Here is an 11,761-nt window from a genome sequence, read left to right as displayed (position 1 = left end):
CTAGGCTGTGTTCTTAAAGTGATGAAGATATAATCTCACATCTTCTCAACAGCTTAAGATCCATTCCGTGTCCCGCCGTTATCAGCTGACTGATGCACAATGGGGGCTTATCGAGCCCCAGTTTCCTTCTCGAAGCCTGATCGGGCGCCCTACCCGTGAACCGCGCCAAGTGCTCGATGGCATTCTCTGGATACTCCACACCGGAGCTCCTTGGCGAGACCTTCCAGAACGTTTCGGACCATGGAATTCGGTCTACAACACCTTCCGGCGTTGGCAGGATGCAGGCCGGATTGATGCCATTCTGGAAGCGCTGCAACTCAAGCTCAATGAAGAAGGGCTCATCGATTTCGACCTGTGGTGCCTGGACGGCTCCAATGTCAGAGCATCCAAAGATGCTGCCGGTGCACGTAAAAAAACACCTCAATGAATCAAGCCCTTGGCCGTTCGCGGGGAGGTTTCGGCAGCAAAATTCACTTGGTCACGGACCGTCATGGCTTACCACTGAGCTTCTGCCTGTCACCGGGGCAATCAGCAGAAATCAGCTATGCAACAAGCGCGTTGGCCATGGCGAGGATACCAACGTCATCAGGTCGCTACCGAACACGGCCAGCGCATCTTGCCGCAGACAAGGCCTATAGCAGCAAAGCCTTTCGAGCCGAGCTACGGCGGAGAAGGATAAAAGCGGTCATTCCGCAACGCAGCGACCAGCAACGGCGCCATAAGGGGCGTCCATTGGTACTGGACAAGGTGCATTACCGCAGGCGCAATGTCGTGGAGCGGTGCTTCGGTTGGTTGAAGAAGTTTCGCCGGTTTTCAACGAGATATGAAAAGCTAGCCAAGAGTTTTGCAGCCTTTATCAAACTGGCTTTTTGCCTTCGCTACTTGCGCGAGTTATGTGTGGACAGAAAACCAGCATTTTGAGAACACAGCCTAGCAAGTCGCCGCCGCGCCTTGCCCCTGGGGGGCGGGAAATGTGCAGTTGCGGGCAAGCAGATCAAGTTGTGACTTTGGTCCCATTGGTTGGCATAAGTCAGGGAATGAGTGAGGCCGGTGACACTGCGCCCGATGAGAGGGCGCGAGAATGATGCCGTCATGGGCTGCAATCCAAAGCGGGTGCCTCATATTGCCTCTGCCCGGATGGAACCTGGGCAAACACAGTCGTCACCATCGCTGATAACACTCCAATCACAAATAAAGCAATAAGAGGGGTCATGGAGAGAGATATCAGTTTTTTGATGGTCGGTCTCCTTGCCATGATATCAAGGCAAGCCTTGAAAACGCTTTCTCTTGGCGCTCCTCTGTTTTAATAACGGCAATACCTCAGAGTTTAATTCCGAAAAAATTTAAAACTCATTTTTTTATCTTGCTCATTCACGTCCATTTAGCAGAAATATGTTCATATCTCATTGTTATTAAATGATTTTATTGTTGATGAATGGCAAGGTAATTTGATTGGCATGCACTGGCGGTCTTATTATGTGAGCATAAAACGATTCAGTCTGGATACAGCAATTGAACTGATAATGGTGCCGTATGAGGGGAGATGCCGGTGGGCCAGATAGGGCATGGCTTGATAAAGAGGTAACCATGCTTGAAGTGAATGTCAGCGATGATGAGGTGACCCGTGCCACTTGCTTTTTGCCGTCATTGTGTGGTGGCTGTCGCCATATTAAGCCCAATTCATTCAGTAGGGGGGAATAGCGGGTGACGACCATCATAAGCCATAGCATCGAAGGTCATGATTATATCAGGCATACTATTGAACCCATCGCCAACCTGCATGTCGGGGATATTGTTGCAGTTGAGGTTATTTCATTTTCAGAAAAAAAGGCTGTCTTTTCCAGAGCCAACTTCAGCAACATGACCACCTCCTACGCCGCATGGCTATTTACGCAACAACTGGTGTTCTTTAAAGATCTTAATAAAATCGACAGTCGCCTCTATCAGGCGGTGTTTCTCCGTGTCGATATGCATTTGATGGAATGCTTTATCTCTTGGGAAGATTTCGGTTCGTATATATCGAATTTTGGACTGAGTATGGCCTTTGAGATGGCGGATATTGCTGATGGTATCCCAGATTTGGCATTGAATAATATGGCGAGGCTTAGAAGATTAGGGGTCAAGTTATGGATAAACAATGCCGATGAATCCTTGTTGTCGATGGACCATGTATCCGCAGCCTTGTTCGATGGCATTAGGGTCAATAAACAGTTCTTCTGGCGCTGCTTCACCCGATGTGATGGCACCGCCATGACCAGGCTCACTGCTGACTGGGGGCATGACAATGTCATCATCGAGGGGGTCGAAAACAAGCATCACCTCTCATTCCTCAGATTACATGGCTTTGTTCAGGGGCAAGGGTTTTATTGGCGGGCCAGATTATTACGCAACCTCATTTCGAGTCTGTGATTGATGAAAAACCTGACCGGTCCTAACGGAATTAGATGAAAACATATTATGCGTGTTTGGTCGTGATTTAAAAAATAGTTAGAGAAATGCCAGCGCTCTTCACCCTGTAAACAAGGAGCAACGGCAATGAATTACTGCATATTGATGGCTGAGATAAATATCAACGTGATGTCGTGTTGCATCAATGAATTTCCCTGACCTGAGAGAACCTTGTCGATAATATGGACAAGACGGGCAGATGCCGGCTTTATCGCGAGCGGGTCGGGGGACCATACCACAGATGTATCGAGGGTCTCCTGCATGTCTCACACCGCCCGTCCAACGACCAAATACGCCTTTAGTACCAAATATTTCTGGTTACTTGCCATGCCCATGTTGCTGGGGATCGGTGGGGTGTTTGCACTCTCTATCTTCAATCATCGCGCCGGGGTGGAGCAGAAGCTGGTGATTCTCAACCACGCCATTGCGATCGCCGAAGCGGAGAGCCTCGAACAGGTGGAGCAGGTGTTGGTCGCCGAGGTCAATGCCGACGAGCTGCGTCCTCTGACCTTCTCCGAGGAAGACAAGGCCTACAGCCGCAACCTGTGGAATGACAAGGTGACGCTCGGCGAGCAACTGAACCTGATCTACTACGCCGATGCGAGCGGACAGAGTTTTTCCAATAACGAGGAGCAGGATCTGGCCTGGGACACCACCCAGTTTGACTCGACGAATCGTGCCTGGTTCAAGGGGGCGCTCGGCACCTCCGGTTTCAGCTGGACCGGCGCTTATCCGGATGCGCTGACCGGGGCCTATACCCTGACCGTCTCCCATCGGCTAAGGCCATTTGGGGGGGTGAAGGAGCGTGTCATCGGCCTCGACATCAACCTGCCCGCCTGGTCGCAGCGGCTCAGCACCATGCTCTATCGGGACAACGGCTTGAATCACCTGCTGTTTGACCGATCCAGCGGCCAGATCCTGGTCCATTCCCAGGCCGAGTTCAATGGTCAGGTCATCGCGTATCCCTGGCTAGCGCGGCTGGAGGGAGCGTCCGGCACCTTCTTCTCGGAGGAAGTCGGCCAGTATGTGGCTTATCAGGCCCTGCCGGGGCGTTCGAACCTACTGGCCATCACTATGCTGCCGAGGCGAGACGCGGTGGCCTTGGTGGGGGGCGGTGCCGTCATTGTGCTGTTGCTGTTGTCGAGCGCTCTGTTCATCGTGATGGCGATCCTCTTTCGCTTGCGGCTGTCGGCGCTGATCGGGGGGCTTATCCAGATGGTGCGCCTGCTGCGTTTGAGCTCGACGCAGGAGAGGGCGACGATGATACTGCCGGATTTCCCGGAGATAGCGGAGCTGCACGAGGAGCTGAATCTGGTCTCCGATCGCTTGCAGGCGTCGCACGATGCCGCCAACCGGGATGCACTGACCGGTCTTTATAATCGCCGCTTCCTGGATGAACGGCTCAGGCAACTGCACAGCGAGGGGAGGCCGTTCGTGCTGGCGCTGGTGGATCTCGACAACTTCAAGAGCATCAATGATGGCCATGGCCATGCCGTCGGTGATGTGGTGTTGCGCCGCTGCGCCTCGCTCGGGCAGGAGCGGCTCGCCAATGCGGCCTCCCTGTGCCGGTATGGTGGCGAGGAGCTGGTCGCCCTGTTCGAACACTGCACCCTGGCCGAGGCCGAGTGGCTGATGGCACAGTGGCGCCAGGGAGTGGGTGAGATGAGATGGCGGGATGAGGCGATGAAGGTGACCTTCAGTGGAGGCATCGGCGCGACCGAGGGGCGCACTCCGGAAGCGTTGATGGAGCAGGTGGATCAGGCCCTGTACCGCGCCAAGCAAGATGGCAAGGATCGAATCTATCGCGCCACCGGGCTTTGATGGCACAGTCCGGCAGCCCTTCTCTGTGGTGGTGCAATTGTGGGCTGGCCAGCCAGCACGATCAGGGGGCGTGACAGAGGGGGCCCGGATGCCCCTTATCGATACACTCTCACCCCTCCAGCTGTTAAGGTAGCGAGAGACAGGTTAACTGGATGGACTCATGACCCTATTGCAGTGGCACAAGGCCAGGCTGGCCCTTCACGGCAGCCAGACCCTCTTCATTCCCGATCTTGAGCTGGCGCCTCAAGCGTGCTGGGCCTTCGTCGGCAGCAACGGCAGCGGCAAGACGGCGCTGGCGTCGGCCCTGTGCGGCGAGCTGGCCGTGCGTGCCGGAGCGGTATCGGGTCGAGTCCGGGCCGAGCGACTCTCGTTCGAGTCGCAGCAACAGCTGGGGGAGCTGGACTGGCAGCGGCGCAATACCGACATGCTGGGAGAAGAGGAGGAGGCGGGGTATCGGGTATCGACCCTGATGCTGGAGGCGGGGGGCGAGGAGCATGAGGCCCGCGCGCTGCTGGCCCGTTTTGGCATCGACCCCCTGTGGGATCGCCCCTATCGCTACCTCTCGAGCGGGGAGGGGCGCAAGCTGCTGCTGGCTCGCGCCCTGCTGGATCGGCCCGAGCTGCTGGTGCTGGACGAACCCTTCGATGGCCTGGATCAGGGGGCCAGGGCTTCTTTGATGATGTTGCTGGCCGACCTGGTGTCAGAGGGGCTGCGCCTGGTGGTGATCGTCAACCGTTTTGACGAGATCCCCCCCTTTGCCACTCACCTCGGCCTGCTCGGCGAGTGTCGTCTGCTGCTGGCGGGGGAGCGCGAGGCGGTGCTCGGCAGCCAGGAGGTAGCCCAGCTGGCTCGCGCCGAAACCACGTCCCCCCGTTTGCCGCCACCGCTGACGACACCCGAGCCCTTGCCTCCCGGCCCTCGGGTCGTCATGAAAGCCATGCGTATCGCTTACGGGGATCAGGTGATCATCGACGGGCTCGACTGGACCATTGACGAGGGGGATCACTGGCAACTGGTGGGACCAAACGGCGCTGGCAAGTCGACCCTGCTCTCCCTCATCACCGGAGATCACCCGCAAGGTTACAACAATGAGCTCCATCTGTTCGGACGGCGGCGGGGCAGCGGCGAGAGCATCTGGGAGATCAAGCGCCACATCGGGCTCGTGAGCCCGGCGCTGCATCTGGACTATCGTGTCAGCTGCCCGGTGCAGACAGTGATCCTCTCCGGTTTCTACGACTCCATCGGGCTTTATACCCGGCCGGGGGATCGTCAGCTGGCGCTGGCCAACCAGTGGCTGGCCCTGCTGGGGCTGGCCGATCAGGGGGCGCAGCCTTTCCACTCTCTCTCTTTCGGTCAGCAGCGACTGGTGCTGATCGCCCGTGCCCTGGTCAAACATCCGCCGCTGCTCATCCTGGACGAACCCCTGCAGGGACTGGATCCCCTCAACCGTCACCTGGTACGGGAGATGGTGGCGCGCCTCGTTGGCGAGGGAACCCAGCTGTTGTTCGTTTCCCATCATGCCGATGATGCACCCCCCGGTCTGACCCACAGGCTGAGCTTCGTGCCAAGGGAGGGGGGAGGATACGACTATCTGCAGGAGCGTCTGGTGGGCTGAGCCGTCCGGGCGGCATGGTCAGAGAGGGGCTGGTTCGGCGAGGAGCGGCGGCATCCCCAGCAGCGTCCACCACAGCCCGAAGAAGAGCATGATCCCCAGCCAGAGCCAGGCAAGATAGTGACGGGTGGCCGCCATCCCCGTCACCGTCACCATGAGTGCCGCCCCGAAGGCGATGAGGGCGAACAGAAAGGGCGCCATATTGTCCATCATGGCGGTCATTTCACCAGGGAGAGGATCTGGCGAAATGCCGGATGGCGGCAATCCCCCATCAGCTCATAGAGGCACATCTCCACCGAGGTGAGGGCGGCGCCCCGGGCCGCCAGCTGAGCGATGGCGAGATCCCGGTTGGCAAGGGTGCGGGACGACACCGCATCCACCACCAGCGAGACCCCGGCACCGCTGGCGAGAAGCCCCAGCACGCTCTGGTAGACGCAGATATGGGTCTCGATGCCACATACCAGCCAATGCTCGATCCCGCTTTCGGCCAACGCGGCCGCCACCGTCGGCTCACCCAGGGCGCCGAAGCTGTATTTGGGCAGCACAAGATCGCCTGCCTGCAGCGACTGCAATTCGGGCACGGTGGCACCGAGCTTGTCCGGGTTCTGCTCCAGCCAGACAACCGGCAGCCCCAGCACCCTGGCCCCTTGCACCAGCCTGGCGGTATTGGCAATCAGGGTGTCGCTCTCCTCGACCAGACGGGCCAGTTTGCCCTGGATATCGACGACCAGCAGGCCGGTGGTGTTTTGCTCAAGCATGAATGTCTCCTTGTCTGTGGCGGACTGCCTCGCCTGAAGGCTTTCGTTGGCTGACTGAGTGGCGCTGCTTCACTCGCTTGCCGTGTCTGGGCATTCAAGGTAGGTCATCGCCTCGATGTTGTTGCCATCGGGATCGCGCAGGAAGGCGGCGTAGTAATTGGGGGCATAGTGGGGACGCAGTCCCGGCAACCCATTGCAGGCAAAGCCTGCCTTGATCCCCGCGTGATGGAACGCATCCACCTGGGTCGCGTCATCGGCCCTGAATGCGAGATGGCAGGAGGCGCCCTGCTGCCCCCGCTCAATCAGGAAGCCCACGTGATCGCGGCCCATCAGGCCAAAACCGGCCGCCGTCTCATCAGACCATTTGAGTTCTATCAAAAGAAGAGCCAGCACGGTGGCGTAGAAGTGCTGACAGGAGTCAAAACGCACCACCTTGATTTCAACATGATCGAACACGGTGACTCCTTGTGTGGCCTGGGTGTAGAGCAGCCCATCAGGCCCTCATGGGAACCCGTTGAAATGGGTATCGAATGACCACAATAAGTCAGTTTGACGCCAGGCAGGGAGAGGGCAAGGCGCATAACTGCGTGCTCCGTCAAAGATTTCTCATCCAGAGGCCGGCGGGCTTTGCCTCTCCTTGGCCAAGCTTGCCCGGTTTTGTTGCTTGGCGAAGGCTACGAGCTCTGTTATGGTGTGCTCAATTAGCCGTTTGGATGGCTAGATGGTTGTGCGCTGACTGCATGTTCGCGCCCTCGACCGCTCACCGTTTTGATGATCATGTTGACAGGGAGTTTTTATGCAACGTCGTTCCTTCTTCACCCTTTCCGCCCTGGCGTTGCTCGCCAGCAGCCTGCCGCTGTCCGCCTTTGCCATCGATGAGGCGAAGAAAGAGATCGTCATCGGCACCACGGTTGGCGACTTTGCCGACATGGTCACCGACTCTATCAAGCCGCAGCTTGAAGCCAAGGGCTACAAGGTCAAACTGGTGGAGTTCACCGATTACGTGACCCCCAACATCGCCCTGGCGGACGGGTCGCTTGACGTCAACTGCTTCCAGCACAAGCCCTATCTGGAGAGCTTCGTCAAAGACCGGGGTCTCTCTCTGGCGCCCATCACCCAGGTACCGACCGGTCCCATGGGGCTCTACGCTGGCAAGCTGGGGGATCTGAAGGCGGTGAAAGAGGGAAGCACGGTCGCCATCCCGAACGATCCCACCAACCAGGCCCGAGCACTGCTGATGTTGCAGGATCTGGGCTGGCTGAGCCTCAAGGAGGGGATCAATCCCCTCAAGGCGAGCGAGTTCGACGTGGTGAAGAACCCCCACAACCTCAAGCTGGTGCTGCTGGAGGCGGCGCAGCTGCCGCGCTCCCGTGAGGATGTGGATTTCTCCGTCATCAACGGCAACTTTGCCGCCTCAAGCGGGATCCCGTTCAGCTCCGGCCTCTTCCTCGAGCGCAGCTATGACTTCATCAACTGGGTGGTGGTCAAGAGCGCCGATGCGGGCAAGCCGTTTGCCAAGAATGTGGCGGCCGCCTACAACTCCCCTGAATTCAAGGCTTATGCCGCCAAGCGCTTCGTCGGCTACAAGTATCCCGAGGGCTGGCAGCAGAAGGGGTGAGTGGCGTACAAGCGATAAAAACGGGCACCCAGGTGCCCGTTTTTTATTGGAGGTCAGTAGTGGTGCAACCACCAGCGGGCGGCCAGGAGGGCGGTGAGGCTGCCAAGCAGGGCGCTTGCCAGCACATCCAGGGGCCAGTGCATGCCGATAAGGGTGCGCGAGAGGCCGATCCCGATGGCCCAGAGTGGCAGCAGCCAGGCCCCGGCAGGTGCCCGGGCCAGCCAGATCAGGCCGAAGAACTGGGCGAGGCTCATGGCGGCGATGCTGTGACCGGAGGGAAAGGCGTAGTTGACCTCTGCCTGCCAGTGCTGGCCGAGCCAGGCGGGCAGCGCCAACAACTGGGTCGCGGCGTGGACCTGTTCACTGCGAAGGGCCTGGCTTCCCCCATAGAACTGGCGGATGGCGGGGATCAGCTCCTGGCTCTCCAGCCAGATGAGGTAGGGCCTGGGCTCCTCGGTCAGCAGCTTGATGAGGCTCTTGATGACCCAGTCGCTCGCCAGCACGACAAAGAGGGCGCCAGCCAGCGCCAGCAGGGCACGACTGTCCAGCGTCAGCTTGTGTCTTGTGAGCAGCAGCAGGGCGGCGATGGTGAAGACCAGCCCCGGCAAGTCCACCATGCGGGTGAGGGCGTAGGGCCACCATAGCCAGCCCGATTGCAGAGCCTGGGTCATGAACGGCTGCCAGGGCAGGCAGACGAGCAGCAGCAGGGGAAGGAGCAGGAGGGCATTGAAATGAAGCACCTTGCGGCGTGGCAACGAAGAGGAGTGAGTCGGCATCAAGGGGTCCGGTTCGGTGGCGCGAGCGGCTAAAAAGAGGCGTCATTGTGCCAGTCAGGTTGCTCTGGTCAAGGCAAAGGGGGCGAGGGCAACAGGCTGTTACATATGATGCTGCCGGGCATCGTGCCCGCACCTGAGGCCGGAAGGCGGAAAGATGGCCGCAGAGCGGTCTGCCAACAAGCCTCTGAAAATCCGTCGCGTTTGGGCTAGAATGGCGCGCCTGTGGCCCTGGTGGACGAGATGCGTGCCGATGAAGATCGTCGTTGATGAAAATATGCCCCATGCGGTGGAGCTGTTTGCGGAATTTGGTGAAGTGGTTCCCCTGCCGGGACGAGAAATAAAGGCCGCGGATCTGCAAGAGGCGGATGTGCTGCTGGTGCGCTCCGTGACCCGGGTCAACGAAGCGCTCCTGGCGAGTTGCCCCAGGCTGGGGTTTGTCGGCACGGCCACCATCGGTACGGATCACATCGATCAGGGGCTGCTGGCGGCGCGGGGCATCCCCTTCTTCAGCGCCCCCGGCTGCAACAAGGTGTCGGTGGGGGACTACGTGCTCTCCGCCCTGCTGGTTCTGGCGGAACGCCATGAGCTGACCTTGAGCGAGATGAGCCTCGCCGTCATCGGCGCCGGCAACACCGGCGAGAGCGTGGCCGGCAAGGCCGAGGCGCTCGGGATGAAGGTGCTGCGCTGCGACCCGCCCCTGGCCCGTAGCGGCGCCGCTGGCGACTTCGTGGATTACCGCACTGCCCTGGATGCCGACATCGTCAGCTTCCATGTCCCCTATCTTCGTGAAGGGGATGAGGCCACCTTCCACCTGCTGGGAGCCGAGGAGATCGCCGAGCGTCCGGCCGGGCAGATCCTCATCAACGCCTCCCGCGGCGAGGTGTGGGACAACCGTGCCCTGCTTGTCCGCCAGCAGGGATCCCATCCCCTGCGACTGGTGATGGACGTGTGGGAAGGAGAGCCGGAGCCCCTCAAGGAACTGGTGCCCCATACCGAGCTGGCCACCCCGCACATCGCCGGTTACAGCCTGGAAGGCAAGGCCCGTGGCACCTGGATGCTCTATGAGGCGCTGTGCCGGCAACTGGGGCGCACCCCGCGCCAGGATCTGCAATCCCTGCTGCCTGCCCCCGAGGTGCGCGAGCTGACGCCGGGGCAGCCGGCGGATCAGGCGCTCATCAAGCAGCTTGTCCACCTTGTTTATGACGTGCGCCGGGACGACGCCCGTTTTCGCAACCGGATCGGGCTGCCCGGCAGCTTCGATGAGCAGCGCAAGCGCTACCCCGAGCGGCGCGAATTGGGCGCCTTGCAACTGAAAGGGCCCTTCGCCGACGACAGACTGGCCCGACTGGGCTTTGCCGTCTCGGAGCAATAAACCCGATTTCAACAAGGGGAGGGGCTTGCCCAGGCGGCGCTTCCCCCCGGCCCGGAATCATGGCGGGCCTGTCATCAAACCGATACGCGTGCCAGCCGGGGCCCTCATGCCCGGCCCCGATGGGCCGCATCACAGGAGAACAGATCAGTGAGTCAGCAATTCAACGTAGCGGTATTGGGTGCCAGCGGCGCCGTGGGTCAGGCCATGATCGAGATCCTGGAGGAGCGCGCCTTCCCGGTAGCGACCCTCTATCCGCTCGCCTCCAGTCGCAGCGCTGGGGACACGGTGCGTTTTGGCGGCAAGAACGTCGACATCCTTGACGTGGAGGCCTTTGACTGGAGCCAGGTGGAGATTGCACTCTTCTCCGCCGGTGCCGAGGTCTCGGCCAAATGGGCGCCCATCGCCGCCGAGCATGGCTGCATCGTCATCGACAACACCTCCTGCTTCCGCTACGACGAGGACATTCCCCTGGTCATTCCGGAAGTGAACCCGGACGCGCTGGCCGATTTTCGCAACCGCAACATCATCGCCAACCCCAACTGCTCCACCATCCAGATGCTGGTGGCGCTCAAGCCCCTGCACGACGAGGTGGGCATCAGTCGCATCAACGTGGCGACCTACCAGTCCGTCTCCGGCTCCGGCAAGGAAGGGGTGAGCGAGCTGGCGGGCCAGACCGCCCACCTGCTCAACGGCCGCCCGGTGGAGCCGACCCTCTATCCGCAGCAGATCGCCTTCAACCTGATCCCGCAGATCGATGCCTTCACCGACAACGGCTACACCCGGGAAGAGATGAAGATGGTGTGGGAGACCCAGAAGATCCTGGGGGATGCCAGCATCGCCGTGAACCCCACCTGCGTGCGGGTGCCGGTCTTCTACGGTCACGCCGAGGCGGTCCATGTGGAGCTGCACCAGCCGCTGGACGCCGAGCAGGTCAAGGATCTGTTGCGCAATGCCCCGGGGGTCACCCTGTTTGATGATGAAGGGGACTACCCGACCCCGGTGCGCGATGCCACCGGCCAGGATGATGTGATGGTCGGGCGGGTACGCCAGGATATTTCTCATCCGAGTGGTATCAATATGTGGATCGTGGCCGATAACGTTCGTAAGGGCGCGGCAACCAACAGCGTGCAGATTGCCGAACTGCTGGTACGCGACTACCTCTGAGGCCGGATGTCGGCCCCGGGCGGGGAGGGAACCCCGCCTTGATGTGGGCGCCCTGGCCCCGGTATGTGACCGGGAACCCACTCTCCGGTTTTTGGAATACCGTGTGATATCAGTGGACTAGGTTTTTTTCTACACTCTGGTTCGCGTCTGGGGCTGCTTTCTGGTCGCCGCCGGGCGCGAAATATGTCGGAT

The 11,761-nt window shown here is 59.9% G+C and carries 11 protein-coding genes; 7 read left to right on the top strand and 4 right to left on the bottom strand.

Annotated elements, in window-relative coordinates; all coding sequences use genetic code 11:
- Window positions 1–67: 67 nt before the first annotated feature.
- From AB5Y68_RS16110 to modF, 4 genes are all read left to right on the top strand, one after another.
- Window positions 68–921 (top strand): IS5 family transposase gene (locus tag AB5Y68_RS16110; RefSeq protein ID WP_368206892.1). Its coding sequence is split into 2 segments (ribosomal slippage): window positions 68–410 and window positions 410–921, totalling 855 coding nucleotides; the frame shifts between segments, so codons are not numbered across the junction.
- Between the two features lie 783 nt (window positions 922–1,704).
- On the top strand, window positions 1,705–2,409 hold the full coding sequence (locus AB5Y68_RS16105; RefSeq protein ID WP_039038809.1) for an EAL domain-containing protein: 705 nt from the start codon (window positions 1,705–1,707) through the stop codon (window positions 2,407–2,409).
- A 300-nt stretch (window positions 2,410–2,709) separates the two neighbouring features.
- Window positions 2,710–4,269 carry a diguanylate cyclase gene (locus tag AB5Y68_RS16100; protein WP_080769870.1) on the top strand — a complete coding sequence of 520 codons (1,560 nt, stop codon included), beginning with the start codon at window positions 2,710–2,712 and terminating at the stop codon, window positions 4,267–4,269.
- Between the two features lie 160 nt (window positions 4,270–4,429).
- Window positions 4,430–5,884, top strand: coding sequence for a molybdate ABC transporter ATP-binding protein ModF (gene modF, locus AB5Y68_RS16095; protein ID WP_039038808.1), 1,455 nt, complete (start codon window positions 4,430–4,432; stop codon window positions 5,882–5,884).
- Between the two features lie 18 nt (window positions 5,885–5,902).
- Here modF and AB5Y68_RS16090 read toward each other — a convergent pair whose 3' ends face one another.
- From AB5Y68_RS16090 to AB5Y68_RS16080, 3 genes are all read right to left on the bottom strand, one after another.
- Window positions 5,903–6,082: a hypothetical protein gene (locus AB5Y68_RS16090; RefSeq protein ID WP_223918067.1), complete on the bottom strand. Its 180-nt coding sequence runs from the start codon at window positions 6,080–6,082 to the stop codon at window positions 5,903–5,905.
- A 17-nt stretch (window positions 6,083–6,099) separates the two neighbouring features.
- A complete protein-coding gene (locus AB5Y68_RS16085; protein ID WP_039038806.1) occupies window positions 6,100–6,639 on the bottom strand; it encodes a hydrolase in 540 nt (179 codons plus the stop codon).
- A 69-nt stretch (window positions 6,640–6,708) separates the two neighbouring features.
- Window positions 6,709–7,095 carry a VOC family protein gene (locus AB5Y68_RS16080; RefSeq protein ID WP_039038805.1) on the bottom strand — a complete coding sequence of 129 codons (387 nt, stop codon included), beginning with the start codon at window positions 7,093–7,095 and terminating at the stop codon, window positions 6,709–6,711.
- Window positions 7,096–7,435: 340 nt separating this feature from the next.
- Here AB5Y68_RS16080 and AB5Y68_RS16075 point away from each other — a divergent pair, with 340 nt between their 5' ends.
- Window positions 7,436–8,257 (top strand): MetQ/NlpA family ABC transporter substrate-binding protein, encoded by an 822-nt coding sequence (locus tag AB5Y68_RS16075; protein WP_039038804.1) that lies wholly within the window; start codon window positions 7,436–7,438, stop codon window positions 8,255–8,257.
- A gap of 53 nt (window positions 8,258–8,310) precedes the next feature.
- Here AB5Y68_RS16075 and AB5Y68_RS16070 read toward each other — a convergent pair whose 3' ends face one another.
- On the bottom strand, window positions 8,311–9,033 hold the full coding sequence (locus AB5Y68_RS16070; protein ID WP_039038803.1) for a phosphatase PAP2 family protein: 723 nt from the start codon (window positions 9,031–9,033) through the stop codon (window positions 8,311–8,313).
- A 250-nt stretch (window positions 9,034–9,283) separates the two neighbouring features.
- Here AB5Y68_RS16070 and AB5Y68_RS16065 point away from each other — a divergent pair, with 250 nt between their 5' ends.
- Complete coding sequence (locus AB5Y68_RS16065; protein WP_039038802.1) at window positions 9,284–10,405, top strand: 4-phosphoerythronate dehydrogenase; 1,122 nt, start codon at window positions 9,284–9,286, stop codon at window positions 10,403–10,405.
- Between the two features lie 147 nt (window positions 10,406–10,552).
- The gene (locus tag AB5Y68_RS16060) at window positions 10,553–11,569 is read left to right on the top strand and encodes an aspartate-semialdehyde dehydrogenase (protein ID WP_010675142.1); all 1,017 of its coding nucleotides are present in this window, start codon (window positions 10,553–10,555) and stop codon (window positions 11,567–11,569) included.
- The last annotated feature ends 192 nt before the right edge of the window (window positions 11,570–11,761 follow it).

The organism is Aeromonas sp. R6-1 (assembly GCF_040908165.1).
Taxonomy (GTDB): Bacteria; Pseudomonadota; Gammaproteobacteria; order Enterobacterales; family Aeromonadaceae; genus Aeromonas; species Aeromonas caviae.
Note: the sequence above shows the minus strand (reverse complement) of the source record. Positions and strands in the feature narration are given on the sequence as shown.